This window comes from Luteibacter sp. 1214, from assembly GCF_031455395.1.
Taxonomy (GTDB): domain Bacteria; phylum Pseudomonadota; class Gammaproteobacteria; order Xanthomonadales; family Rhodanobacteraceae; genus Luteibacter; species Luteibacter mycovicinus.
In genome coordinates this window covers 340,269-366,364 of record NZ_JAVDSQ010000004.1, presented here as the reverse complement: position 1 = coordinate 366,364, position 26,096 = coordinate 340,269, and the positions used below count along the sequence as shown (strand labels likewise).

The 26,096-nt window shown below is 65.9% G+C and carries 19 protein-coding genes; 1 reads left to right on the top strand and 18 read right to left on the bottom strand.

Features of this window, described 5'->3' with window-relative positions:
• Positions 1-284 precede the first annotated feature (284 nt).
• Positions 285-665 (top strand): tautomerase family protein, encoded by a 381-nt coding sequence (locus tag J2X57_RS12545; protein WP_043695242.1) that lies wholly within the window; start codon positions 285-287, stop codon positions 663-665.
• 4 nt (positions 666-669) lie between these two features.
• Here J2X57_RS12545 and J2X57_RS12540 read toward each other — a convergent pair whose 3' ends face one another.
• From J2X57_RS12540 to J2X57_RS12455, 18 genes are all read right to left on the bottom strand, one after another.
• Positions 670-1,953 (bottom strand): threonine/serine exporter family protein, encoded by a 1,284-nt coding sequence (locus tag J2X57_RS12540; protein WP_309867512.1) that lies wholly within the window; start codon positions 1,951-1,953, stop codon positions 670-672.
• The gene (locus tag J2X57_RS12535) at positions 1,946-2,398 is read right to left on the bottom strand and encodes an NfeD family protein (protein WP_309867509.1); all 453 of its coding nucleotides are present in this window, start codon (positions 2,396-2,398) and stop codon (positions 1,946-1,948) included. Before J2X57_RS12535 ends, J2X57_RS12540 begins: the two co-directional genes overlap by 8 nt.
• Before the next feature lie 4 nt (positions 2,399-2,402).
• Positions 2,403-3,377 (bottom strand): SPFH domain-containing protein, encoded by a 975-nt coding sequence (locus J2X57_RS12530; protein ID WP_079522572.1) that lies wholly within the window; start codon positions 3,375-3,377, stop codon positions 2,403-2,405.
• Between the two features lie 52 nt (positions 3,378-3,429).
• Complete coding sequence (locus J2X57_RS12525; protein WP_309867504.1) at positions 3,430-4,794, bottom strand: ATP-binding protein; 1,365 nt, start codon at positions 4,792-4,794, stop codon at positions 3,430-3,432.
• Positions 4,795-4,831: 37 nt separating this feature from the next.
• Positions 4,832-6,166: a sigma-54 dependent transcriptional regulator gene (locus J2X57_RS12520; RefSeq protein ID WP_309867540.1), complete on the bottom strand. Its 1,335-nt coding sequence runs from the start codon at positions 6,164-6,166 to the stop codon at positions 4,832-4,834.
• A gap of 75 nt (positions 6,167-6,241) precedes the next feature.
• The gene (locus tag J2X57_RS12515) at positions 6,242-7,453 is read right to left on the bottom strand and encodes an ABC transporter permease (RefSeq protein ID WP_309867501.1); all 1,212 of its coding nucleotides are present in this window, start codon (positions 7,451-7,453) and stop codon (positions 6,242-6,244) included.
• A 7-nt stretch (positions 7,454-7,460) separates the two neighbouring features.
• Complete coding sequence (locus J2X57_RS12510) at positions 7,461-8,762, bottom strand: ABC transporter permease (protein WP_309867498.1); 1,302 nt, start codon at positions 8,760-8,762, stop codon at positions 7,461-7,463.
• Between the two features lie 15 nt (positions 8,763-8,777).
• Complete coding sequence (locus tag J2X57_RS12505) at positions 8,778-9,992, bottom strand: FtsX-like permease family protein (protein ID WP_043695257.1); 1,215 nt, start codon at positions 9,990-9,992, stop codon at positions 8,778-8,780.
• Between the two features lie 10 nt (positions 9,993-10,002).
• Positions 10,003-11,310, bottom strand: coding sequence for an ABC transporter permease (locus tag J2X57_RS12500; RefSeq protein ID WP_036111318.1), 1,308 nt, complete (start codon positions 11,308-11,310; stop codon positions 10,003-10,005).
• Positions 11,311-11,342: 32 nt separating this feature from the next.
• Positions 11,343-12,053 carry an ABC transporter ATP-binding protein gene (locus J2X57_RS12495; protein ID WP_036111317.1) on the bottom strand — a complete coding sequence of 237 codons (711 nt, stop codon included), beginning with the start codon at positions 12,051-12,053 and terminating at the stop codon, positions 11,343-11,345.
• A gap of 34 nt (positions 12,054-12,087) precedes the next feature.
• Positions 12,088-13,359 carry an efflux RND transporter periplasmic adaptor subunit gene (locus J2X57_RS12490; RefSeq protein WP_309867492.1) on the bottom strand — a complete coding sequence of 424 codons (1,272 nt, stop codon included), beginning with the start codon at positions 13,357-13,359 and terminating at the stop codon, positions 12,088-12,090.
• Between the two features lie 162 nt (positions 13,360-13,521).
• Positions 13,522-14,085 carry a hypothetical protein gene (locus J2X57_RS12485; protein WP_051943389.1) on the bottom strand — a complete coding sequence of 188 codons (564 nt, stop codon included), beginning with the start codon at positions 14,083-14,085 and terminating at the stop codon, positions 13,522-13,524.
• Positions 14,086-14,174: 89 nt separating this feature from the next.
• A complete protein-coding gene (locus tag J2X57_RS12480; RefSeq protein WP_051944201.1) occupies positions 14,175-14,312 on the bottom strand; it encodes a hemin uptake protein HemP in 138 nt (45 codons plus the stop codon).
• Positions 14,313-14,484: 172 nt separating this feature from the next.
• Positions 14,485-14,976 carry a chemotaxis protein CheW gene (locus J2X57_RS12475; protein ID WP_036111313.1) on the bottom strand — a complete coding sequence of 164 codons (492 nt, stop codon included), beginning with the start codon at positions 14,974-14,976 and terminating at the stop codon, positions 14,485-14,487.
• Positions 14,973-16,688, bottom strand: coding sequence for a chemotaxis protein CheB (locus tag J2X57_RS12470; protein ID WP_176809063.1), 1,716 nt, complete (start codon positions 16,686-16,688; stop codon positions 14,973-14,975). Before J2X57_RS12470 ends, J2X57_RS12475 begins: the two co-directional genes overlap by 4 nt.
• Positions 16,681-23,340 (bottom strand): Hpt domain-containing protein, encoded by a 6,660-nt coding sequence (locus J2X57_RS12465; RefSeq protein ID WP_309867484.1) that lies wholly within the window; start codon positions 23,338-23,340, stop codon positions 16,681-16,683. The genes J2X57_RS12470 and J2X57_RS12465 overlap by 8 nt, the downstream gene beginning before the upstream one ends.
• A gap of 4 nt (positions 23,341-23,344) precedes the next feature.
• Positions 23,345-25,378: a methyl-accepting chemotaxis protein gene (locus J2X57_RS12460; RefSeq protein ID WP_036111308.1), complete on the bottom strand. Its 2,034-nt coding sequence runs from the start codon at positions 25,376-25,378 to the stop codon at positions 23,345-23,347.
• A 171-nt stretch (positions 25,379-25,549) separates the two neighbouring features.
• Entirely contained in the window at positions 25,550-26,095 is a 546-nt protein-coding gene (locus tag J2X57_RS12455) for a chemotaxis protein CheW (protein WP_036111305.1), read from the bottom strand.
• Position 26,096: the final 1 nt, after the last annotated feature.

Below are 26,096 nucleotides of genomic sequence, written 5' to 3'. Positions count from 1 at the left end.
CGTTTTCGGGGAGGCAGGGACAGCCGACTCGAAAACCCCCAGTCGGAGCCCGACCCGGCCGAAGGCCATTGATACACGGCCGCGGTAGCGGCCCTTCCTTGAGGGGTCGCCGAAGGCGTGGCCTCGAGGGTCACCCCCGCCGGCTCTTACCGCGACACCGCAAGCCGCGGCAAAGCCAAATGCGATGGCGAAGCCGAGCCTTCCGAGCAAACTCGAAAGCACCCACGCTTGACGCTACCCGAGCCCGGGCGTAAACCGGGCGGATTATCCTCGGAGTCAACCACATGCCCCTCGTCCGAATCGATGTCCGCCGTGGCAAGGATGCCGCCTATCGCAGCGCGCTCGGCAAAGCCGTTCATGACGCTCTGGTCAGCATCGGCGTGCCGCACGATGACCGTTTCCAGGTCATCGCCGAACACGATGCGGAAGGTCTCGTCTACGACGCGCACTACCTCGGTATCGAGCGCACCGACGACATCGTCATCGTGCAGATCACCTTCAACGACACGCGCACCCTCGACCAGAAGAAAGCGCTGTATCAGGCGATCGCGGAAAACCTGGGCAAGTCACCAGGCGTGAAAGCGGGCGACGTTTTCGTCAGTCTCGTCGAGGTGAAGAAGGAAAACTGGTCGTTTGGCAACGGCGTGGCGCAGTACGCCAGCTGACGGCTCAGAGAGAACGGCGCGGCGCGACGATCAGGTCGCCGAACAACAGGCCCGCCACCAGTGACACCAGCAGCGTGACGCCGAGCAAACCCGTATCCATGCCCAGTGAGGCATCGCGATCCAGCAGGTAGGACACGCTGCGGAAGCTTACCGAGCCCGGCACCAGCAGGATGATGCCGGGCTCGCGCACGACGGCGCCCGGTTGCTGGGCGTAGCGCGCATAGACATTGCTGAGCGAGCCCAGCAGCAGACCGCCGACGAACACGCCGAAGGGCGCGCCCGGCAGTGAGCCCGAAATGCTGCCGCCCCAGCGTGTGGCGAGGTAACCGAGAATGACGGCCCCCATCACGACCAGCCAGTCGCGCCGGGCGGCGCGGAACAGGATGGCGAACGAGAACGCGCCGACCGCGAGCATCGGCCAGTCGGCCCAGCCGGGAAGTGGCGGCAGCGAATAATCGCGCGACACGATACCGAAGGCCTCGCACAGCTGGCTGGCCGCCACGGTACCGAAGGTCAGCTTCAGCAGTGTGGCTACCGCGCCACCCATGCGCGCGACACCGGCCACGAGATGTTGACTTGAAATTTCGCGCACGGCCGTGGTCAGCGCCATGCCGGGCATCAGCACGATCAGGCTGCCGAGGATCACCGACTTGACCGCCAGCGGCACCAGGTAAGCGCTGACGACGATCGCGATGGCTGTGGCGACCATGGCGCTGATCGCATCGCTGGCGGCGGCAAGCCGCGGTCGGCTGCCCGACGCGACGGTAATCGAGCCGATGAGAACGCCGATGAAACCCGCGGTGATCAGATCGGGCCACGCACTGTGCAACAGCAGGCCGACGACGGTGGCCGCGCAGAGGCCATAGCTCGCGATCACGCCGAGCTCGGCACGGAAGGTTTCCGGCGCACCCAGCTTACGTAACAGGTGAAAGCCTTCGCGCAGTTCCATCCGGCCATCGATCACGACGTCGGCGATGCGGTCGGCCTCGCAGAGGCGCGCGAGGTTGACGTCGCCGGGCGGCAGGCGCATGACCTGCGTGACCTGGGCGACGCCGTCGTCGCCCTGCCCCAGATCGGCGAACGACACGATAATCGCGGTGGGGCTGGACCAGACCTCGGCGGAGAGCCCCAGACGCTGCGCGGAGCGACCGATGGCGGTCTCCAGGCGTGGTGCGGTGGTGCCGTACTGGTGCAGGCGACGCGCCAGCTCGGTGAGGAACGCGATGCGGGTGTTGATCGCCGTGGTGGCGAAGCTCACCGGAACGGTCAGCGGTGCGACCTCAGGCAACGTCCACCGCCTTCACGCGCAGGGTGGTGCCGTCGATGCCGATGACCTCGACGGTGGCACCCAGGGGGAGATCCGGCCCGGTGACCAGCCACATGCCGTCGCCCACCCTCGCCTTGCCGCGCCCCTGCACGATCGGCTCGCACAGCGTGTAGCGCTGACCGATCAGCTGTTCGCCACGACGGTTGAGGCGTTCGTTGCCTGCCGGAACGCGGTTGAGCCGCGGCCGCACCCATTTCCAGTAAAGGAAGCAGGAGGCGAATGCGAGGATCACGAAAATCACGGCCTGTGCAAGCGCGGTCAGACCGGGGACGGCCAGGAGCACGACGCCCATGACTGCCGCGGCGAGCCCGATCCACAGCATGAAGTAACCCGGCAACAGCACCTCGCCGCCGAGCAGCAGCAAGGCGGCGATCCACCACAGGTAATGCAGCGCGATCTGGCTCATGGCGTCAGCGCGGCAGTGGCGGGGTGCGGTTGATGGTGCCGTCGCCCTGCGGCGGACGCGGCTGTTGCTGCGTGGCCAGCGAGGATTTGGCCAGCTCGGCGATGCCCGCCAGCGAACCGAGGATGCCCGTGGCTTCCATCGGCAGCAGCAGCGTCTTCTGATTGGGCGACTTGGCCATTTCCTTCAGCGCCTCGACGTAGTTGTTGGCCACGAAGTAATTCAGTGCGTTGACGTCGCCATGCGAGATGGCGTTGGAGACCATCGTCGTCGCCTTGGCTTCGGCCTCGGCGAGGCGCTCGCGTGCTTCGGCTTCGCGGAAAGCGGCCTCTTTTTTGCCCTCGGCGCTCAGGATGGCGGACTGCTTTTCGCCTTCCGCCTTGAGGATGGCCGCCTGACGGAAGCCTTCGGCATCGAGGATGTTGGCGCGCTTCTCGCGCTCGGCCTTCATCTGCCGGGCCATCGCGTCGACCAGGTCGCGCGGCGGCGAAATGTCTTTGATTTCGATACGGGTGACCTTGACGCCCCACGGATGCGTGGCCTCGTCGATCACGCCCAGCAGCTTGGCATTGATCGCGTCGCGCTGGCTGAGGCTCTCGTCGAGATCCATCGAACCGAGCACGGTACGGATATTGGTCATGATCAGCGCCAGCGCCGCGCCTTCGAGGTTCGCGACTTCATACGCGGCCTTGGCGGCATCCAGCACCTGGTAAAAGACGACGCCATCCACGCGGACCACCGCGTTGTCCTTGGTGATGACGTCCTGCGAGGGGACCTCGAGGACCTGCTCCATCATGTTCATCTTGCGACCGATCGCGTAGACGAAGGGAATCAGAAAATGCAGACCCGGTGTCAGCGTGCCGGTGTACTTGCCGAACATCTCGACCGTCCACTCGTAGCCCTGAGGCACGATGCGGATCAGCTTCGCCAGCACGGTGACGGCAACCACCACGACGACGAACGCGACGACGATATTTCCCATGGCCCTTCGCTCCCTATTTCCGGTGTCTTGCCCGGAGTATAGGCGAAGCGACTCAGGCCGGACCGGCGGGAAGCAACAGGGTGACGCGAAGGCCGCCGCCGTCGCGGTTGGACAGCGCGATACGGCCGCCATGGGCTTCCGAAATTTCTCGGGCAAGCGCCAGCCCAAGGCCGGTACCCGAGCGCTTGGTCGAATAAAAAGGCAATAACGCCTGCGCAAGGACGGTGTCGCTCATGCCCGGACCGCGGTCGGCCACCTCGATCAGGGTTTCGCGGCCGATGTGGTGGACCGCCAGGCTGACCTCCGTGGCCTCCCCGCCGGCCTCGTGCGCGTTCTTGATGAGATTGATCAGCACCTGCTCGACCTGGGTGCGATCGAACCACCCCGGATGCTCGGGCAAGGGCGCCGCAAGGCGAAATTCTGCGTGCAGAGCCAGATCGTCGAGAAATGGCGCCCAGGGGACCTCGCGGGCCTGCGGCGCGGGCAGTTTGGCAAAGCTGGCGTAGCCGGCAATGAAACTGTGCAGGTGTTTCGCACGGTCGCCGATGGAGGCGAATACGCCGGACAAGCGGGCGAGATCGCCGCGACGTGCGAGTTCGGCACCGGAATGCGACAGCGACGAGATGGGCGCCAGGGAATTGTTGAGTTCGTGACTGATGACGCGGATGACCCGTTTCCACGTGTGTACTTCCTGGCGGGAAAGCTCACGCGTCATGCGACGGTACAGCTGAAGCCGGTGAGGCCGCCCCTGCAGACGGAAGCCCCGCTGCGAAAGGTGGAAGGTTTCTTCGCTGCCATCCATCTCGACGTTGAACAACGCGTCCTCGCCGGCGCCGGCGGCATCGCGAAGGTTGACGGGCATGGCTTCGAGCACCGTCGCGAAGTCGAGACCCGCCAACGCCCGGCCTTCGTTGAAGAGATGCCTCGCCGCGATGTTCGCGTAGGTGACCTTGCCTGTCGCATCGGTCAACACGAGGGCGACGGGCGTGTTCTGTACCACGGTGTCCAGCAGCAACTCGCGCTGGGCGAGATGCTGGCGTTGTTCGCGCAGCGTCTGGCCAAGCGCGTTGTGCATGTGGATCAGGTCGCCGAGTTCGTCGTTGCGGCCCGATCCGATCGAGATGCTGAAGTCGCCATCGCGATAACTGGCCAGTGCGCTTTCCAGGGCACGCATCAGGCGACGCAGGGGCTCGACCAGAAGGTGCGCCACCCAGGCCGACAGCGGCAGCAACACGAGAAGACAGATGACCAGGGCCGTGGTGCCGTCGAACGCCTCGATCGGCCCCGGCGTGGGCAGTTTGCCGGTCTTGTCAGGCACCGCGCGCATCCACGCCAGCACCTGCGGGAAAGGCCAGATGGAGACGCCCGCGAACACCAGCGCGCCGACGATGGCCGATGCGGCCACCACGATCGTCATGCGTCCCTCTAGCGTGAGCGTCCTCATCGGCGGCGCGTCAGACAGCCAGCCCGTATCGCTCCATCCGCCGGTAGAGCGCTTGCCGTGACAGGCCCAGGCTGTTCGCGGCGCGACTGATGACCCCGCCCGCCGAGGCCAGGGCTGCTTCGACCGACTCGCGGCTGGGTTCGTCGAGGTTGCGCGTGGCGTTCGCCGTCGGCGGCGGCAAGTTGAGGTGTACCGGCTCGATGCGACCGTCCGGTGCCAGCAGCGCCGCACGCGCGATGGCGTTTTTCAGCTCACGTACGTTGCCCGGCCACGAGTGCGCCAGCAGGGCTTCGCGAGCGTCTTCGGTCAATGTGGCCTTGCCGTCCAGAAAATGCCCGGCCAGCGGCAGGATATCGTCGCTGCGCTCGGAGAGCGGCGGAAGGTTCACGTCGATGACGTTGAGGCGGTAATAGAGGTCTTCGCGGAAGGTGCCCGCGGCGATCATCGCCTTGAGGTCGGCATTGGTCGCGCTGACCAGGCGCACCTTCACCTGTCGCGTCCGCCCCGAACCCAGTCGCTCGAACTGGCCCGTCTCGAGCACGCGCAGCAGCTTCATCTGCCCCGGCAGCGGCAGGTTGCCGATCTCGTCGAGGAACAACGTGCCGCCGTGAGCCATCTCGAAGCGGCCCTCGCGCGCCTTGTTGGCGCCCGTATACGCGCCGGCGTCGGCACCGAACAGCTCGGCCTCGATCAGCTCCCCGGGAAGCGCACCGCAATTGACCGCGACGAACGGCCCGTGCCTCACGGCGGAATTGGCGTGCACGATCGCGGCGATGCGTTCCTTGCCGGCACCGTTGGGACCGGTCACCAGCACGGATACGTCGGAACGCGCGACCTGACATGCGAGCTCGATCGTGCGGCTCATGGCCTCGGAAGCGAATACCAGGCCATCGAGTTCGTAGCGGCTTTCCAGAGCTTCACGCCGGCGACGGCGTTCGACATGGACGCGCGTGGCCTCGCGGTTGGCTTCGGCCAGTTCCAGCAGGTTTTCCACCGTCGCCAGCAGCTTGTTGTCATCCCACGGCTTGGCCAGATAATCGGAAGCGCCGGCCTTGACCAGTTCCACCGCGGCTTCGAGGTGCGTCCACGCCGTGAGCAGGATCACCGGCAGGTCGGTGTAACGCGCGCGGATGGCCTTGAACAGCGCGATGCCTTCCTCCCCCGACGTGGTGTCGGCGGTGAAGTTCATGTCCTGAATGACGACATCGATCCGTTCACGGCCAAGCATCGCCAAGCCTTCTTCGGGTGTGAGCGCGACAAGGGGCCGGATCTCGCGCAGGCTGAGAGCAAGGGAAAGGGCCTCGCCGACGGCGGGGTTGTCGTCAATGATCAGTACGCAGCGCATGTGAACCTTTGGCATGCAGGCATGGATGCTTCTCGATGACCAAAAGGTTGAAAGCCTTTCGCATGAATCTTCATTCTAACCACGTGTCGCGACCACCGGGGGAACCGCCGCCGCGCGCAGGGCCGGGGCCAGCACGGCGGCCTGCCCGAGCAGCCAGAGGATGATCGCCCCGGCCGGCAGATAGACCAGCGGAAGCCTCGGCACTTCGTATTGCCACATCAGCAGCAGGTTTATCCCATAAGCCAGCACCATGCCTACGCCAATCCCGATGCTGGCCAGCAGGAAGTTTTCGGTCTGAAAGTAACGCAGCACATCGACCCGGCGCGCGCCCAGTGCCCGCCGTACGCCGATCTGCCGACGCCGCTGGCCAACCCAGAAGCTGGCCAGACCGACGATGCCCAGCGCGGTCACCGTGAGCAGTGCGATACACACACCGACCAGCAAGACGGCCATGGCACGATCGCTGGCGAAATACGCGTCGCGGATGTCGCTGTAACGCTGTTTGCCGGTGACCACCCGTCGCGGGTCGAGCTGGCGAAGTTTGGCCGCGGCGGCCGTCAGTACGCGGTCCGCCTCCCCCGGTTTCACTCGCAGTAAGAAGGCCGCGCCCATCGCCGGATACTCCCGCAGCGGCACCATCGTGCTGAAGGCGGCCTGCCCACGGTCGCCGCCCCCGGCGCGCGACAGCCGTTTCACGACACCGACCACACGCATCTCGTTATCGCCGACGAACACGCTTCGACCGATCGGATGCCCGTCGGGGAAAAGCCGGTCGGCAGCGTCTTTCGAAAGGATGATCGACGGGGCCACCTTGACCTTCGCGCTGACGACATCGTCCATCCAGCGATACTCGTCGGGGCGGAACCACCGGCCTTCGGCCAGCTGCACACCCATGACCTCGCCGATGCGTTCGCCGTAGAAATTGCCGGTATTCAGGCTCGACACATGCTGATCGCGCTGAAGACCGACGCCACTGTTCCAGCTACGGTCGCCGAAAGGCACCGAGTTGGCCACGGTAGCGTCTTCCACACCCGGGGTCTCGCGAAGAGCGGCCAGATCCGCGAGGGTGCGTGCATGCATGTCGGTGTGGATACCGATGTCACCCACTTCGATACGCACCAGACGGTCTTCGTCGACACCACTGGGCGTGTCCATCCACGCCAGCCGGTCGCGCACCAGGAAAACCGCGTTGCAGACGATCGCGCACGTCAGGGCGATCTGCAGAACGAGCAGCGTGCAGGTGAAGCGATGGCGTCGCAGTGTGGAGAGGATAGGTCCGATCTGCATGTTCATGTCATTGACTCTTCAGCTGCAGCGCGGGCGTGATGCTGCACGCGCGCCAGGCGGGAAGCAGGCCGGCGATCAACGTAGCGATCACCGAAAGCAGCAACGTGGCGACGAGCATGGCCAGATCGAGATGAGCCAGCCGGGCGAACGCATCGGGCTGCCTTCGCACCAGGGCGAGTCCGGCCCACGCGAGAATCAGCCCACCCACGCCTCCGGCCACACCGATCAGGCCGGCCTCGGTGAGCAATTGCGCAAACACGCTGCGCCGTGACGCGCCCAGTGCCCGCCGCACACCGACTTCGCCGGCGCGTCGCATGAATTTGGCCAGCATCAGCCCCACGGTGTTGACCAGGCACACGACAAAAAATCCGAGGGCAAGCCACACCTGCAGGCGGACGTCACTCGGAACGACCTTCTGCTCTTCCAGGAAAGCGAGCAGGCCGGTCACCTCCGGGTGCTGGGGACGCTGAAAACGGCCAAGCGCCGCCTGCTCGTGCGCGTAGCCGTCGAGGTAGCGACGATACGCTTCGAGGTGCGCCGCACTGTCGAGCTGTACCCAGTACTGCAGCCAGGTGCACGAGGCACGTTCCATCTCGTTTTCGGCGGTCGATCCCTCGCCCCAGCAGCTGATCCCACCGTCGCGGCCCATCTCCAGCGCACGGGCCGTCGAGAGCGGGACGAACACGCCTTCGCTGCCTGAAAAGCTGCCGGTGTAGATATCGTAGAAATGCGGCACGGGTCGCCAGACATCGAGCACGCCGATGATGCGAAGATCCGCCCCGTTAGCGCGTATCGTCCGGCCGACGCTGTTGGTGCCGCCGAATAGCCGGTCGTTCAGATCGGCTCCGATCACGGCCACGTGTGCCCTGGACTCGTCCTCCGCATCGCTCCACGGCTGCCCGTAGCGGAATGGCACAGCGAACATCGGGAAGAAGTCCGCCGTCGTATAGCGCGCGTGCTCGATAAACGGATCCATGGCCTGGTCGTCGGACTGGACCGGTACCGTGCCACCCACCATCAGGGCCTGCCGGTCCGCCCGACGGTCCTTCAGCAAGCGCATGCCGTCGATCCAGGTCACCTGCACGGGGAGCTTCGTATCCTCCGCGTGGCTCAGATCGCGAGGGTCCATCCGGGGCATGTAGATCGATCCACTGCGTTCCGGCAGCGGATCCCCCGACAGCACGTGCAGGACGGTCAGGGTGGTCATGCTCGCGCCGATCCCCAGCGCGACGGCGAGAATCATGAGCGCCGTCAGCGCCCTGCTCCGCCTCAGGCTGCGAAAGGCGAGTTCCAGGTAGTAGGCGAACATCGATACACCCACGCGTCAGACGCTCCGCGTCGCTTCTACGGGCGACACCCGCGAGGCGCGCAACGCCGGCGCGAACACCGCCGCCTGACCGAGGCCGAGCAGCGCGACCACACCGACCATGACGTACGTGAACGAAAGCCGCTTCATCTCGAAATGCGTGAACATCCACTGGCTCAGCCCCAGCGCGAGCATCGTGCCGACGACCACGCCGGCGAGCGCGATCAGGAAGTTCTCGGTCATGAAGTAACTGAGGATATCGCTGCGCTTCGCCCCCAATGCGCGCCGCACGCCAATCTGCTTACGCCGCTGCCCGACCCAGAAGCTGGACAGGCCCACGATGCCCGCCGCCGTGATGGCCAGCAGCACGCCGCAGACGACGCTCATCAGGATCGCCATGCCGCGATCCGCCTCATAGGCGTTCGCACGTACCGTTTCGAAGGTACGGATGCCGTATTTTTCGGGAAGGACACGCATGCGGTTGACGTCGAACAGGACTTTGGGAACGCTCTTGAATACGGCGTCCTGCTGACCCGGCTTGGTACGGATCATGAAACTCTGTCCGCCGTCGTTGAACGTCAGCGGCATGATCGTCACGCTGTCCATGAAGTCCATGTCGATCCACGGAACGGTCAGCTTCGCCACGATGCCGATGATGGTCGACGGCTTCCCGCCTCGGTAATAGATGACCTTGCCCAGCGCATCGCCGTTGGGGAAAAGTTTGTCGGCCAGCGTCTTGGTCACGATCACCTGCGGCGGGGACGGCGACTCCTGGCGCTCGAACGAGCCGATCTCGGAAGCCGTGAAATTCCGGCCGGCGATGAGCTGCACGCCCAGCGTCTTGAGCGTGTGCTCGTCGCCGAAGTAAAGCGCGGTCTGCGCGCCGCCCTTGGTCGCATCCGGTGCCGTGCGCGCCGTCAATGACCAGCCACCCCGGCGCAGCGGATACGTATTGGTGACATACGCATCTTCCACGCCGGGCATGGCGCGAATGGCCTGGATGTCCGTCCTGATGATCGGAAGGTAGGTCGAGGGCGCGCCTACATACCGGTTCTGCACGGCGATCAGGTTCGACTCGTTCATGCCTGTCGGACGGTTCGCCCGCTCGACGCGCTCATGCACGATGAACAGGGCATTGCAGACGATGGCCAGGGTCAACGCGATCTGCAGCGCGATGAGGATGGTGCCGGCCTTATGCCGACGCAGCGCGGCGAGGATGGGAAGTATCTGCACGATGAAATCCTCAGTTCGACTTCAGCTGCCAGGCGGGCTGCACTTGAGCGGCGCGCCAGGTCGGATAGAAAGCGGCGATGATCGACGCGGCGATCGACACCACGAGCGTGAGCAACACGAGCATCGGGTCCAGTGTCGCCAGCCGTGCGATGGGCTCGGGGAAGACCAGCCCCACGCCGAGCACGCCCAGCCCGGTAAGGATCAGACCCAGGACGCCCCCTGCGACGCCGATCGTGCCCGCCTCGATCAGAAACTGCGCGTAGATATGCAGCCGTGACGCGCCCAGCGCCCGGCGAACGCCGATTTCAGGTGCCCGACGCATGAACTTCGCCAGCAGCAGGCCGACCGTGTTGACCAGGCAGATCACCAGGAAGCCCAGCGATACGACCAGCGACACCTGCGACTCCGGCGGAACGACGTTCTGCACCGACAACCAGTCCATCACGTCACGCACGCGCCCGTTGGGTGCCCAGCGAAAACGGCCAGCACGTTGTTGTTCGGCGCCATAGCCGGCGATGTACTGACGGTAGGACTCCGCCGCGGCACGGGTCGGCAGCTCCGCCCAGAGCGACAGCCAGATGCACTCGGAACGCAGATAGTTGTCCCAGCCTTCACCGGGATCGGCGACACAGTTGTTGTTGCCACTATTGGGCAGTTTGAGATCGACAGCCCGGTTGAACGGCACATACACCGAGGCGCCATCGTTGAACCCGCTCGTATTGGGCACGTCGAAGAACAGCGGCTGCGGCGCCCAGTCCTGGATCACGCCGCTGATGCGGAACAGATGGCCATCGATGTTGATCTGCTTGCCAACGCTCTGGCCGCCGTCGAACAGCTTGTCGTTCAGCGTCTTCGAGATCACAGCGACGCTGGCATGGCGCTCGTCGTCGTCCAGCGTCCATGCCTGTCCCTGGATGAAGGGCACATCGAACATCGGGAAGAAGTCGGCACCTGTCGCGTACGCACCTTCGCGCACCGGTAGACGGCTCGGGTCTTCCGGGATCACGGAAATGCCGATCGGATAGGTCACCGTCTGCCGTTCGGCCTTGTGTGCCCGCAGCAGCGCCATCGCGTCCTGGTACGACAATGCCGGGGGTGGCTCGCCCTTCTCCGTATTCTCGGGACCCCAGTTGTCGACCTGCACGTTGTAGAGCACGGCCGACTTCTGTGGAATCGGATCCCGCGACGTCGCGCGGAACACCGAGTACGTCGTCATCGACGCGGCCACGCCGAAGCCGATGGCCATCACCATCAGTGCGGTGAGGACCGGGTTGCGCCGCAGGCTGCGCATACCGAGTTGGAGGTAGTAACTGAACATGGACGGATTCCCCCGGAGAAGCGGCGGTACGATCAGGAGTGGGCGACGTTGGGATGCGAGTGGAAGCGCGGTTCTTCAGCGAGGTCGACCACCTGGCCGTCGATCACGTGGACGTTGCGCTGCGCGCGTGCGGCGAGTTCCGGATCGTGAGTCACCATGACGATGGTGGCACCTTCACGGTGGATCTCTTCCAGCAGTTCCATCACGCCGCGGGCCATCTGCGTATCGAGGTTACCGGTCGGTTCGTCGGCCAGAAGAAGACGCGGTGAGCCGGCGAGTGCGCGGGCGATGGCGACACGCTGCTGCTGACCGCCGGAGAGTTCGGCCGGGTAATGCCTCGCGCGCGAGGCCAGGCCGACACGCTCGAGCGCATCCATGATGCGCTGCTTGCGCTCGGCGGCTTTCATCCCGCGATAGCGCAGCGGCACTTCGACGTTGTCGAACACGTTGAGATCGGGGATCAGGTTGAACGCCTGGAAGATGAAGCCGATCTTCTCGTTGCGGATCTTCGAGCGGGCGTTATCGTCGAGCTTGCTCACTTCGACGCCGTCCAGGTGGTATTCGCCACCGGTGAACGTCTCGAGCAGGCCGGCGATGGTGAGGAAGGTGGTCTTGCCCGAGCCGGACGGTCCGGTGACGGCCACGAACTCGCCTTCCTTCACATCGATGTTGAAGTCGCGCAGGGCGTAGGTCTCGACGACTTCCGTGCGGTAGACCTTGGCGAGATGGTTCATCTTGAGCATGACGTTTCCCTCGGTGGATGAATGGTTGGAACGGTTAACGGCTGATGGCGATGTGCTTGGCGGTGCCAAAGGTGTCCGCCCCGGAGATGACGATCTTGTCGCCCTCCTTCAGGCCGTCCAGAATCTCGACCTTGTCGATGCTGCTGGCACCGACACGGATATCGCGACGATCGGCCATGCCGTCGGCCACGACGTAAGCGTAGCGGCCGGCGCTTTCGTCCACGAACGAGCCGCGCTCGACGGTCAGTACGTTGTCGCGTTTGTCGAGCAGGATACGCACGGACATGCGCTGGCTCTGGCGCAGCTGCTTGGGTGTATCGCCGTCGAAACGCAGTCGCGCTGCGACTTCGCCATTGACCACCTCGGGCGAGATCGCGCTCACCTTCCCGTCCCACACCTTGCCGTTACCGGTGATCTCACCGGGCATGCCGATCGCGAGGTCGCGCGCGAAGCTCTCCGGCACTTTCATCTCGACTTCGAGGGCGGAAAGATCGATGACGCTCAGCAGCTGGGCATCCTTGGCGACCGTCGCGCGCTCGGCGATGAACAGCTGACCGACCTGCCCGTCGACGGGCGACTTCACGTTGAGGTCGTCGACCTGGCGCTCGAGGTCTTTCACCAGCAGCAGCTGACGGTCGTGGGCCAGCTTCTTCGACTGCACGTCGAAAGTCAGGCTGTCGTTATCCGTCGCCAGGTCGGACTTCGCGTGCTTCGTGGTGATCGCCGCCTTGTCCAGCGTGGACTTGGCCTTCTCCACTTCGGCGGCCGGCACGGCACCCTTGTCGAACGCGCTCTGGTAGCGCTTGAGATCGCGCTCGGCGGCGGTCTGATCGATGGTCGCGTTGTCGAACGCCTTCTGCAGCTCGGAGCGCTTCTTCGTCGCGTCGATCTGCGCGCGCAGGAACTCCACTTCCATCGCATCGGCCGCCGACTGCTCCTGCGCGAGCTTGCTGGTGAGTTCGGGACTGGTGATGACAGCGAGCGGCTGATTCTTCGTGACCACGTCGCCCGCATGCACTTTCAGCACGACCGCGCCGGCGGACGCCGCATACATCGTCGGGCTCACGGCGGCGACCACTTTGCCTTCCGCCGCGATGTCGCGAACGAAGGGGCCACGGGTGACGGTGCCGAACGAGAGGCGCGAGGCGCTGACCGAGGAATCCGCCGAAAACATCGTCGCGACCTTCGGTGCCGCGAAAACGAGTGCGGCCAGGACCACCACGCCCGCGCCACCGAGCAGCAGTTTGCGCCGATGGCTCGGGCGGACTTCGACGAGGCGGTCCTGTGCGGAGGTGTCGCGGATCATGTTGGGTATCCCTGGTGATTTCCAGGAAATAGCAGCAAGCGGCGTGCCAACACGAAATACTAAATCAGATCATGGCCTTGCAGGGACTTCGGGACGCGAGATGTGTGTCCGCGGACAAAGTGTCCGGACACCCGCGGGTGGCGGACACGTCCGCGCGAGGCATCAGCCAGCGATGCCCACGGATTCGGACATCGCGATATCCCGCGCCACACCGTGGCCCAGCGTGGATATGCATGCGTCGCGCGCACCAAGCACCGTGAAGCCACTCATCCGTCGGCGGGTGAAGGTGAGCACGCGCGCACGCGATGCACGCAACCATTCGCGGTTCGGCGATCGCCGCGCCGGCGCCGCGATCGGTGAGGCGTCGGCGAACAGGCCATCCCAGGCGAGGTAGTCCGTGTCGGGCAGCAGATAGATGCGGGCGACGGTGTCGCCTTCGGCGCTGACGCAGTCGATCCACTCGCGCGGCCCTTCCGCCGTGATGGCGCAGGTCAGGCCCACGTAGCGGGCGACCAGCAGTGGCGCCAGATCGGCCGATTCCACGAGGCAGCCGTCGGCGGCCGGCGCGCTGAGCGCACAGCCGGACAGCGGCGGTGCCAGGTACAGCACACCGCCCAGCTGCCCCAGGCCCTCGAACAGGGTCCGCGGTGCCAGCGCCAGCCAGCGCGTGGTCGAGGTGGTACGGGCGCGCGAGAGCACGCCGAAGGACGATAGCCAGCCGAACATGTCGCCTCCCGGTCTGGGACGAGGAACGGAGGCCTGGCTTGCGCGGTCCGGGGAGGTCCCGCGTGGCTTGGCGTCGGGGAGAAGTGCGCTTACTTGGTAAGGATCAGCTTGTCGTTGCGAGTCAGGCGCAGGTGGTACTCGCTGCCCTGGTGCTCGATGACGAGCTCACGCGAACCGTCGAGGAGGTTCTTGCTCTCGATGCGCCGCGTTGCGACGGGGGTCGCCATGCGAAGGGGTACGACCTTGTCTCGGCCGCCGTTGTCGGTCAGGGGAAGCGTTCTTAGCAACATGGTCAGCTCCGCGGTTGAGGGTGCGGAGTTGATGATAATGATTCTCAATTACCTGTCAACAGGCAATGGGGTCTCTGCTGAGAAAACGCCGCCCGACGGCGGCGTCGTTTCAGCCCTCGCCGGCCAGCCGCGGGGCGTCGGCAAGCATCCCGGCCAGCGTCCGCTCCAGTTCTTCGAGGTCCGGAATGATCGCGGTGTCGTCCCGGACGAGCACCCGCGCACGCACACCGAACGGCAGGTCATGCCCGTCGTGGGTCGGCAACAGAAGCTCGGCATTGAGCGTGGTCAGGCGCGGGAAGCCGTGGGTCACCACGGCGATGTACGGCAGCCCCGCCGTATTGCCGAGCGCCTTCAGCACGGCGACGCGGGCCGCCTGCGGCGGTGCGTCGTCGGGCAGCCGGGCCACATGGTCGAAGCGCACCAGCGGAATGCTCCAGCCACGCCAGGCGATGCGCCCCAGCAGCCAATCGGGCGCATCGGCGACCGGCTCGACGCCGGCCAGGGTAATGACTTCCGCCACCGCGGCGTTCGGCAGCAGCAGGCGCACGCCCGCGCTGGGGATCAGAACGCAGCGGATCTCTCGCGGTAACGGCTCGCTCATGGGAATTCCTCGATCAGTTTCTGCGCCAGCGCCGCGACGTCGCCGGCATAGGCCGCCACACGCTCTTCGCGGATACCCGCGACCATGTGGCCATGCGCCTCTTCCACCGGCACGCTTTCCACCCAGACGCGACCGCCGGCGTCATAAACCGCCTGCGCTCCCGCCACGGCATCGTTCCCGCGACCGGCGAACACGATGGCCAGCGCGTCGCCACCGAACCCGCCGGCCAGCGTGCTCAGGACACCGTCGATCGACGGGCCCGCACTGCCGGTCGCGCTGGCGTCCTCGCGCACCGTGACGCTGCCGTCGCGGCGGATCTGTACGTGCGACCCGCGCGGCACCACCAGGCGCTCGCCGTGGGCCGTATGGTCCTGCTCGCCGGCGATTCGCAGATCGCCCAGGCGACGCGCGAATGCCTGGGTGTCGTCATGATGCGCGACGACGAGAAGCACCGCGGGAAGACGTGCGGGGACCGCGGCCAGGAACGCGGCGATCGACGCTTCGCTTTCGCCTGCGCCGCCGAGGGCGATCACCCGGCGCACGGCACGCGAGCTGCCTTCGAGGAACATCTCGTGAGAGAACTCGCCATCGGTGCGCGGCGCGATGGCTTCTTCCATCGAGACCAGTTCGAGCGTGAAGCCCGCCTCGATGCCGTGCGTCCCGTCGTCGACGATGTCCTGTGCGAGGTATTCCGCAGCCGTGAGCGTTTCGATACCGAACTCCGAAGCGGGCGGGCGAGCCACCGTTTCGGGCATGACGGCATCGTGGTCGATCAGGTCCCATTCGGGCGCCGGGGGCGGTACGTATTCGGTGGCGCGGCCTTCGATCTCCAGCTTCGGCGTGCCTGCCTGCGCCGTGCCCGGCAGGGCATCGTCCTCAGGTGCGAGCGAGAACTGGCTCAGGTCGAATTCGCGTTCCGGTGCAGGCGACGGCGGCGGCGTTTCGTCGATGACCTCGAAGCCGGACAGATCGAGTGACGCCAGCTCGGTCAGTTCGACCGGTGCGGACGGCACCTCGTCCAGGCCGTCCGTGCTGATCGCGGAGGCATCGGTGTCGGCCAGCAGCGCTTCGAGTTCGGCGGCGAGCTCCGTCGGATCGGCCCCCTCACCGTCGTGTTCGCCCGTGGCGGACAGCGTGGTCGAAAAGGCCAGTTCGTCGGGCACATCGTGCTCGACACCCGGCACGGCATCCATCGACACAGGCGCAGGCTTGTCGACGGATGCCATCGGCTCCTCGGGATAACCGTGCGTACCCGTGATGGCCAGGTCATCGACCAGGGGTTCGTTGAAGGTCTCTTCGGCCGGTGCGGCAACGCCGGCCATCGCGACCACACGCGGTTCGATGGCTCGGGCGTCTTCGGGGCGTGGCGGATCCATCGGTGACACGCCGACCAGCTTTGCCGCGAGATGCCGGGCCCAGCGGGCGCGGTCCCAGCCTTCCAGCGTGCGGCTCACGTCCGCATCGTTGAATACCAGGCGCGGATGTCCGCCTTCGACCGTGTCGTACAGACGGTCGAGGTCGTCATCACTGGGGTCGTCGAGGTCGACCACGACCACATCGGCCGAAGAACCCACCAGTTCGGCGGGCGCGAAGGCGCGGAGGTCGGATTCATAGACGATCGTCGCGCCCTGCTCGACCAGCGCGTCGCGCAGGTGTCCGGACAGCGCTGAGTCGTCGAACAGTAACGCCACCAGGGGCGCACGATCACCCATGGTGAACTCCGAGCACATCGTTAATCTGGATGATCAGATCGTTTTCCTGATACGGCTTGCCGATGTAACGATCCACGCCGATGTCGAACGCGCGCTGACGATGTTTGTCGCCGGTACGCGAGGTGATCATGATGATGGGCACGCCCGCCAGACGCTCATCGGCCTTCATCTGCGTCGCCAGTTCATAGCCGTCCATGCGCGGCATCTCGATATCGAGCAGCATCAGGTCGGGCACGCGCTCATTGAGCTTTTCGAGCGCGTCGATACCGTCCTTCGCCGTCATCACCTCGAACTCGTGACGCTCCAGCACGCGGCCGGTGACCTTGCGCATGGTGATCGAATCGTCGACCACCATGACCAGCGGCTTCACGCGGATCTCGTCCTGCGCGCGCGGTGCGTGCGGGATGGCCGCTTCGGCTTCGAAGGCGCGGCGAGCCATGCCATGACGCACCAGGGGCGCGAGGTCGAGAATCATCAGCACCGAACCGTCGCCCATGATCGTCGCGCCGAGGATACCCGGCACCGAGCTGACCTGCGGACCGACCGGCTTGACCACGATTTCGCGCGAGCCGAGCACGGCATCGACACGGATCGCGGCACGCAGGTCGCCCGAGCGAGCGAGCAGCAGCGGAATATCGCCCTCGTCCGGCGACGCGACGATATGCACGCCCAGCAGCTGCGGCAGGTCGTGGATGGCGAACTCTTCACCCAGATAGTCGAACGCGGGCTGCTCGTCGGCCATGCGGTGGGCAAGCTCGTTCGGCTCCACACGCGCCACGCCGTTGACCGAGGTCATCGGGATGGCGAAGTTCGTTTCGCCGATGCGCACGATCAGGGCCTGGGTCACCGCGAGGGTGAACGGCAGGCGCATCACGAAGGTCGTACCGCTGCCCTTCTCCGATTCGATCGCCAGCGTGCCGCCGAGCTGCTTGATCTCGTTGGCGACCACGTCCATACCGACGCCACGACCGGCTACCTGGGTGACCTTCTCCGCGGTGGAAAAGCCCGGTACCTGGGTGAGCTGAAGGATCTGGTCGTCGGAGACGCGGGCATCCGGACGCAGCAGGCCGCGCTCGATCGCCTTGGCGCGAATGGCGTCGCGGTCCATGCCGGCACCGTCGTCGGACAGGCGTACCACGACCTCGGTGGCTTCGCGCGCCACCTGGATACGCACCGTGCCTTCCGGATGCTTACCGTTGGCTTCGCGAGTGTCCGGTGTCTCGATACCGTGGGCGACCGCGTTACGCAGCATGTGCTCGAACGGCGCCTTGATACGGTCGAGCATGTTGCGGTCCATTTCGCCGTTGGCGCCTTCTACCACCAGCTGCGCCCGCTTGCCAACGTCGTTGGCGGCCTGGCGGAGCGTGCGGCGAAGGTTGGGCACCATCGCGTCGAACGGCAACATGCGGGTCTGCATGAGACCTTCCTGCAGTTCCGCGTTGACCCGCTGCTGCTGGAGCAGAAGGTTTTCGGACTGACGGGTCAGCTCATCGAGGATCGTCTGCAGCGAGACCAGATCGGATACCGACTCGGCCAGCGCTCGCGAGTACTGCTGAAGCTGCGAGAAGCGATCGAGTTCGAGCGGATCGAACGTCGCCGATCCGGTATCGCGGTGTTCCTGGTGGTAACGCGCGATGATCTGCGCCTCGGTTTCGATTTCGAGCATGCGCAGCTGGCTGCGCAGGCGGCTGACCGTCTGCTCGTGCTCGGTGAGCGTCGAGCGGAAGCTGGCCGTCTGCTGTTCCAGGCGCGAGCGGTAGATCGACACTTCGCCGGCGTGGTTCACCAGCGTGTCGAGCATGTCCGCGCGGACACGGATCTGTTCCTGCGACGCGCGCTGCAGCTCCTCTTCCTCGAATTCCGGCAGCAGTTCCGGCAGTTCGTGGTCGAGGACCGGAATGACTTCCGGTTCCGGCAGGGGCTCGGTCGCCGGGATGTACTCGGCGGCCTCGCGCTCTTCGCGGTACGCCTCGGCGGTCAGCGTATCCGGTGCGATGGGCGCCCCGGCCAGGCGTGCGAACGGCTCGATGTCGGCATCGCTGAGCGCGATCGCGCGGTTCTGCGCGATGCTCTGGATCATGCCGTGCAGACGATCGAAACCGACTTCCATCGCTTCGATGGAGGCGCGGTCGCTTTCGCGCTGGCCCGTGGCCACCGCGTCGAGAAGGGCTTCCATCGCATGCGCGAAGTCGCCGACCGGCGCCAGACCAGCCATGCGCGCACTGCCCTTCAGCGTGTGCAGATCGCGCTGCAGCGAGGTGACGTGTTCCGCCACCTGCGGCTCGATGCGCCATGCGGCGAGCGCGCCGTCGGCGTGATCCAGAATCTCGCGGCCTTCCTCGACGAACACCTCGAGCAGATCGGGATCGATATCGGCATACGGCGAAAGCTCCGGCACCAGGGCCGGTGCCGGCTCGTCCACCGGCGTATGCACCGGCGCGGCGACCGGTTCATGCGACTGGTCTTCGATGAGAACGGCCTCGGCCACGGCGGGCTCGGCCACGTCTTCCGGCTGAGCCACTTCGTCCGGCTCGGCCACTGCTCGCGGCTCAGCGGCTTCTTCCGGCTCAGCCAGCTCGAACGATGCTTCGGACTCCGCCATGTCAGCGGCGTACGGCGCTACTTCCGGAGCCTCGGCCTGGTCGACAGGTATTTCCTCGGCCACCGGCTCGAAGACGGGCTCGGTGGGAGCCGACTCTGCCGGCGCTTCGGGACCCGCCGACGCCAGCGGATCGGGATCGACAAACGAATCCTCTTCCGACGGCGTCTCGTCGATGACTTCGTCGTCGGCGGAAACGATCTCATCGACACGCGAATCCTCGACCCGCGGTTCGACGAGGCCATCGTCGGTATGCAGCACGTCACCATCGTGCGACATCGGCTGCGGCAATGCTTCGGCTTCGGCTTCGGCGTTGGCTTCCGCTGCCGCGTCGACCGACGGCCCGGCCGGCGTCGTCGCGGCGGCATCGAAACCCTCCACCAGCGCGCGCCAGGCAGCCGCTTCGTCGACGTCGTACTTCGCGATCGGCTCGACCACGCCTTCCGGTTTCTCGACCTGGAAGCGTTCGAACGAAGCGAGCAGCTCGGCGGTGAGATCGTCCGTGCTGTCGATCGGCTCGACGGGCGCCAGCTCGATCCCGGGAATGGCCTGACTGTCCGTCTCGGCGTCGATTTCGGCCTGAAGCTCAGCGAGCGTCGGCTCCTGCTCTTCGGACGTTTCGGATTCAGGTTCCACGTCGGCGACGACGTCGGCTTGCGTTTCGACCGCGGGCGGAGCGGCGGCCTCGAGCTCGGCCAGCTCACGGGCCAGCATCGCTTCCAGCTCGGCTTCGAGATCCCCCGGAGCGGCAGCATCCTCTTCCACGCTGTCGTCGGCGAGGGTTTCCGAGTCGAACGACGACACGGAGGCCACGTCGTCTTCCGGCAAGACCTCGTCCACGACCGGCGGCGGGACGTCGTCGACGACGTTCGCAACATGCGGCACGACGTCTTCGATGTTGTCGATGTTGTCGATGTTGTCGATGTCGGCGACGACCGGCGTCGCGGACGCCGCGTCGACCGGCGTCGCGGACGCCGCGTCGACGGGCGTCTCGTCCAGCGGCAGCGGATCGGGCTCGTACAGGATGTGCGCGACCGTCGCTTCGGGCTGTTCGTCGCGCATGGCGATGATATGTGCCGCCAGCGCGGCCACGTCCGGTACGCGCGGATCCGGGGTGTCGAACTGGTCCATCACGTGATCGACGAGATCGGCCGTATCGGTCAGCGCGTCCACGCCTTCGACACGCAGCGGCAGGCCGCTGGCACGAACGCGCTTGATCAGGCCTTCCAGCGGTGCGAGCACCTGGATGAGCACCGGGATGTCGACCATACCGATGGCACCGTGCAACGTATGCACGGCACGCAGCAGCGCGTCGTCGACAAACAGTTCGCCGTCGCCGGCGCGGGCCAGGTTGGCACGAATGATCGTGAGGTACTGGGCCACCTCGGTACGCAGGATGTCGAGCAGCACGGCGTCGACCGGCGGCAGCGGCGGCGCGACATACACCGGCTCGCTCGGCGCGGCCTCGACGGGCTCGGCCGGCGTCTGACCGTAGCTGGCGAAAGCGGCGGTCGGCACGGCGGCGATGGTGTCGCGGGGCACGCGACGTTTCACCTTGGTGCGGACCTTCTGTACGGAGCTCTTCGCGACATCTTCCACGAAGGCCATGTCGCCCATCGCGAGGCGATCCGCGGTTTCCATGATCGCGGCGATCGGCGCACCCGGCGTGCTCTCGCCTTCGAGAGCGGCCTTCAGCTGCGGCAGCGCATCGATGGCATGACGGACCAGCGCCTGCACGCCCGGATGCGGTTCGATGCTCTTGTCGAGCACGCGGTTGAGCGTGTTCTCGACCTTCCAGGCGAACTCGCCCAGAAGACGGGCGCCGACCAGACGACCGGATCCCTTCAGCGTATGGAACGAGCGACGGATCGGAACGAGCGATTCGCTTCGTTCCGGATTGGCCAGCCACACGCTCTGCGCGGCGCGGAGGTTGTTGATCTCTTCCTCGGTTTCTTCGAGGAAGATCTCGCGGATTTCGTCGTCGATACCGTCGACCGTGATCTGGAAGCCGGCGAACTCGGCATGGCCTGCGCCGCCCACTTCCTGCTCGATTTCTTCCTCGATCTCGACCCAGTCTTCCTCGCCCGCGGCAGCGGCGGGCTCCGCAGCGGCCGCGACCGGCGACGTCGCTTCAGGCGCCGTCGCTTCGGGCGCGGCGGCCGCGGCGATTTCCGCCTCGGTCGGCGGCTCGTCGACCAGATCGAACGATTCCGCAAACGTCGATACCGTTTCGCCCGCATCGACGCTGGTCGACGGCACGGCGATGTGCTCGATCGCCTCGCTTTCGATGCGCTCGATCGCGGCTTCGCCCAGCGGCTCGGCTACGTCTTCCTCAGCGGTCGGCAGCGGCCAGTAGCCGAGCTCGGCCAGGCTCTGCTGCGTCACGTCCAGTATGTGCTCGAGGCCACCGCGGTGTTCGCGGGCGGCTTCGAGGTAATACTCGAGCGCCGCCAGTGCATCGGCAAGGCGATCCATCTGCGCGCCGTTCGGCACGCGGCGGTCGCCGAGCAGTTCACGATGAATGAACAGGCCAATGCCGTCGGCGAGTTCGCCGGGGCGCGGAGCGCCCAGCATGCGCATCGCGCCGCCGATTTCGGCCATCAGCTCTGGCGTACCGTCCAGCTGGGCGTGATCCCAGGACGACTCGACGAAGGCGACGATCGCGTCCTTGACCTTCGACGTGTTGCCCGTGGCTTCGCGCATCAGCGTGGCGAGAATGTGGCGTGCTTCGCTGCGCGGAAGCGGCGACGGACCGAGGTCGGAAACGACCTGCTCCTCGCCCTCGGCACCGAGGCGTTCGATGTGGTCGTCGAGCGAGGCTTCGACGTAGAGCAGCGCACCCGCGACATCGAGCAACGACTCTTCGTCGGGATCGCGCGCACCGGTGGCGATTTCGCCGAGGATCCGGCGCTGTTCGCCCACCACGCGGCGCGGCACACCGAGCGCAAGCATGCCCAGCGTGTCACCGACACGATCGAGTACGTCAGCCTGCGGGCCGAGCTGAGCGGGATCGCCATCGGGGCGACGGAGGAACAGATCGAGCGATTCCTTCACGCGCAGCAGGTCTTCCTTGATCGCCACCGACACGGTGTCGAGCAGCGCGCGGTTGTGACCGGACATCGAGCCACGGGCATGCTCGACCTCGGCCGCCTGCGGCAGCAAGCCGTCGAGCCGGTAGGTCTGGCGCAGTTCTTCGAGGCGTTCGCTGCCCGGCTTGGCCTGGGCGACGTAGTACAGCAGCTTGCGTGCGAGTTCGTCCGCATCGCCGTTGAGCAATGCGTCTTCGCCGCCCTCCACCAGTTCACGGATGGAACGGTCGACGCGGCCGATCAGCTGGCGCACGTCCTTTTCGTGGGCGCGCAGCACGCCACGCTCGAGGCCCTCGAGCACACCGGCGGCGATCCACCACAGGCGACGGCCGGCGATGGTGTAGCAACGCGCGGCGATGCCGTCGAGCGTCGCGCGCATGCCGAGCAGTTGACGTTCGTTGCCCTGCCCGCGGAACCAGGCCAGCAGCTGCTGCTGGAAACGCACGCGCAGTTCGGCGATCTCGGCGCGATGGCTTTCCGCCGCCGCGGGATCGTTCGCACCGGGCGCAATGGCCGGCAGCATGGTGTCGAGGTTGGGCGTGAACAGTGCCGACTCGTGCAGCGACTGCTCGCCACGGCTCGAGCGAAGATCGTTCAGCAACGGCAGGAGCACGATGGGCACGTCGCGGTGACCGCTCTGCAGACGCTCGAGGTAGTCGGGCATCTGCATCATGCCGCGCATGAGCGCGGCATAGGCGTCGTCGCGATGGGCCACGCGATCGTCGATCAGCGCGGCGACCAGCTGCTCCATTTCGCCGACGACCATCGCGGCGCCGTACAACTCGACCATACGCAGCGTGCCGTGGACCTGGTGAAGGTCCGCGGCACAGGTGTGCATGACGTAGGCGTCGCGGGAGTCCTCGACGTAGGACTCGAGGGCCTGGCGTGCCTTGGACAAGGCGTCGTCGAGCTCCGCCTTGACCCAGTGCAGCGTAGTGAAATCGGTATGGTCTTGAAGTCTCACTGCATTAGCCCGGCAGCTTGAAGTTCGCGACGGACAGTCGCAGGTCGTTCGCCAGCTGTGCCAGGTTTCCGATCGACTCGGCCGTCTGACTCGCACCCAGCGAGGTCTGCGAGGTGATCTCCTGGATGACGTTCATCGTCGCCGAGGTATCCGTTGCCGCGGCCGACTGCTGGCGGGCAGCGGCGGAGATGTTCTGAATCAGTGCGGACAGATCGTTCGAGACGCGCTCGATGTCGCCCAGCGCGGTACCCGCGTCCTCGGCCAGTCGCGCACCCGCCACCACCTCGGCGGTGGTCTGCTCCATGGAGCTGACCGCCTCGTTGGTATCGGACTGAATGGTCTGGACCAGCGTTTCGATTCGCTTCGTGGCGCTGGCGGAACGTTCGGCGAGTCGCTGGACTTCGTCCGCGACGACCGCGAAACCGCGACCCGCTTCACCGGCCGACGCCGCCTGGATGGCTGCGTTCAACGCGAGGATGTTGGTCTGCTCGGCAATGTCGTTGATCAGTTCGACGATCGAGCCGATTTCCTGCGAAGACTCGCCCAGTCGCTTGATTCGCTTCGAGGTTTCCTGGATCTGGTCACGGATCGAGTCCATGCCCTGAATCGTTTCCCGCACCACTTCCGCGCCACGCGATGCGATCTGCACCGAGCGCTGCGCCACGTCGGCCGACTCGGCCGAATCCTTCGACACCGTATCCATCGAGGTGGCGATCTGGTTGATGGCGGAGGTCGCCGAGGTGATCTGCTGCGCCTGCTGTTCCGCCGCGTCGGCGAGGTGCATCGCGGTGGCCTGGGTTTCCTGCGCTGCCGCCGAGACCCGCACCGCCGTTTCGTTAATCGTGGTGACGAGGTTGCGCATCTCGTCGACCGCGGAGTTCATGGCGTCCGCGATGGCGCCCGTGATGTCCTCGGTCACCGTGGCCTTGATGGTCAGGTCGCCTTCGGCGAGCGAGCCCATCTCGTCCAGCAGTCGCATAATCGCGGTCTGGTTACGCTGATTGAGTTCGGACGTGGTTTCCAGGCGGCGACGCTGATCGCGCACGAGGTTGTAGACCAGCAACAGGGCGAACGCCACCGCGCCGATGGCGCCGATCAGGCCCCACCATACGTTCGGGAACAGGCGGGTCAGCGGCAACCTGGCGATCTGGTCGGCGGACTCGTTCGCACGCAGCAACACGGTCTGCGAATCCAGCGAGGCCTGGTTACCGGCGCGCTTCACGTCCTGCAGGTTCGGCGACGCCGAGACCAGCTGGGTGACGGGATCGACCAGGTCGCCCCACGACGTCTGCATGTCGGTCAGGATCTTGTGTGCATTGCTGTCGGAGATGGCACGGACACCGCCGTCCGGGTTGCCATCGATCAGGCCCTTGAGCACCGAACCGTACAGCTGCGCATCGCGCGACAGGCCGTCAGCGGCGGACTGCGCACCGTCGCCACCCTGCAGGATTTCCTGCACGCGGCGGATCATGCGGTCAGCCATGAGCATCCAGCGCGCGATAGTGAAGGTCTGCTCCACCGAGGCGTTTTTCTGCTGGACGATGTTGAGCACCTCGTCGGTACGCGCATTCAGCAGCGGCATCTGCCTGGAGAACAGATCGGCGCGCTCACCCGACGACAGGACGAGGTCCTTGTTGGAGAGAATCTTGCCGATGTCCGCGTCGAGCTGGTGCCAGGCGTTGGCCAGCGCGCCCACTGAGCGACCGGCCTGCGAGCCGTTGTCGTCCGCGTAAGCCGGCATGCCGGTCTTGTCGTCGCCCTTGACCAGGCGTTGCACCGCCGAATCGATCGTATTCCGGGTGGCCGACAGTTCGCGGAAGGAGTCGCGGTTGCCGTCGGATGCCTCGAGCGCGTACTTCGCGGTCTGCTGCGAAAGCACCTGAACCTGGGTCGTCAACGCGATGGCTTCGCGATCCTCACCGTTCCTGGTGTTCAGCCACCAGAAGTCGACCGACGCCAAACCGATTGCCAGGAGAAGAAACACGATAACGATCGTGTAGCCACGTTCCCGGCCTGCGCCGCCTGCTGTCGTGCTCATATCTACCTCACCCAAACCTGGCAAAGCTAGCCACCGGCGCCTCGAGGCTGCCGGCAAGACGAAGCGACCGAAGTGATCGCCCCCCCGTTCCCAATGCGAAAGCGGCCAAGCCACCTCCGCCCATCCTGTAACGGGCCGGCCAAGAGGCCGCCCCGTCCCCCTGGAGACGCCTTACAGCGCCGCCTGCCGGAAATCCGGCGCACGAACCAGACGGCTCATGCTGAACAGCCCGAACGATTGCTCGCCAAGTGTCACGTTTTCAGCCACGAACCGCGTCAGGCGCGGATCGCGTTCGTCTTCGCCCGAACCGCGCTGGGCGTCGTCCATCGTCCGCTGGCCGAAAACCTCGTCGACCAGCAGCCCCACCGTGCCGCCGTGCTGGCGTACGAGAAGCAGACGCGTACGTTCGGAAGACGGCGTACGTTCGTCGAACAGGAACCGGCCCAGATCGATCGCCGGCACCAGGTTGCCTCGCACGTTCGCCACGCCCATCAGCCAGGGCTGCGTGCCCGGGACGTTGGTCAGCGAGGGAACCGCCAGCAGTTCGTTGATTTCCTCGATGCCGCTGACGAAGGCGCGCCGACCCACGCGGAACCCGATGCCACGCCACAGGCCCGTCGAGTCGACGTGCGCCGGCGCATCGGCCGAGTGCGCCAGACAGGCGCGTTCGTAGAAGGCGAGCAGTTCGAAGGGCGACGTTGCAACGTTCTCGCTCATA

What these genes read in the sequence shown, in the direction of transcription:
- J2X57_RS12530 (WP_079522572.1), bottom strand. Translation starts at nt 3,377, where the DNA reads ATGGGAAATATCGTCGTCGCGTTCGTCGTCGTGGTGGTTGCCGTCACC.
- J2X57_RS12475 (WP_036111313.1), bottom strand. Translation starts at nt 14,976, where the DNA reads ATGAGCGAGCCGTTACCGCGAGAGATCCGCTGCGTTCTGATCCCCAGC.
- J2X57_RS12470 (WP_176809063.1), bottom strand. Translation starts at nt 16,688, where the DNA reads ATGGGTGATCGTGCGCCCCTGGTGGCGTTACTGTTCGACGACTCAGCG.
- J2X57_RS12535 (WP_309867509.1), bottom strand. Translation starts at nt 2,398, where the DNA reads ATGAGCCAGATCGCGCTGCATTACCTGTGGTGGATCGCCGCCTTGCTG.
- J2X57_RS12545 (WP_043695242.1), top strand. Translation starts at nt 285, where the DNA reads ATGCCCCTCGTCCGAATCGATGTCCGCCGTGGCAAGGATGCCGCCTAT.
- J2X57_RS12495 (WP_036111317.1), bottom strand. Translation starts at nt 12,053, where the DNA reads ATGCTCAAGATGAACCATCTCGCCAAGGTCTACCGCACGGAAGTCGTC.
- J2X57_RS12515 (WP_309867501.1), bottom strand. Translation starts at nt 7,453, where the DNA reads ATGCAGATCGGACCTATCCTCTCCACACTGCGACGCCATCGCTTCACC.
- J2X57_RS12485 (WP_051943389.1), bottom strand. Translation starts at nt 14,085, where the DNA reads ATGTTCGGCTGGCTATCGTCCTTCGGCGTGCTCTCGCGCGCCCGTACC.
- J2X57_RS12460 (WP_036111308.1), bottom strand. Translation starts at nt 25,378, where the DNA reads ATGAGCACGACAGCAGGCGGCGCAGGCCGGGAACGTGGCTACACGATC.
- J2X57_RS12525 (WP_309867504.1), bottom strand. Translation starts at nt 4,794, where the DNA reads ATGACGATCGTGGTGGCCGCATCGGCCATCGTCGGCGCGCTGGTGTTC.
- J2X57_RS12480 (WP_051944201.1), bottom strand. Translation starts at nt 14,312, where the DNA reads ATGGCGACCCCCGTCGCAACGCGGCGCATCGAGAGCAAGAACCTCCTC.
- J2X57_RS12520 (WP_309867540.1), bottom strand. Translation starts at nt 6,166, where the DNA reads ATGCGCTGCGTACTGATCATTGACGACAACCCCGCCGTCGGCGAGGCC.
- J2X57_RS12510 (WP_309867498.1), bottom strand. Translation starts at nt 8,762, where the DNA reads ATGTTCGCCTACTACCTGGAACTCGCCTTTCGCAGCCTGAGGCGGAGC.
- J2X57_RS12490 (WP_309867492.1), bottom strand. Translation starts at nt 13,359, where the DNA reads ATGATCCGCGACACCTCCGCACAGGACCGCCTCGTCGAAGTCCGCCCG.
- J2X57_RS12455 (WP_036111305.1), bottom strand. Translation starts at nt 26,095, where the DNA reads ATGAGCGAGAACGTTGCAACGTCGCCCTTCGAACTGCTCGCCTTCTAC.
- J2X57_RS12500 (WP_036111318.1), bottom strand. Translation starts at nt 11,310, where the DNA reads ATGTTCAGTTACTACCTCCAACTCGGTATGCGCAGCCTGCGGCGCAAC.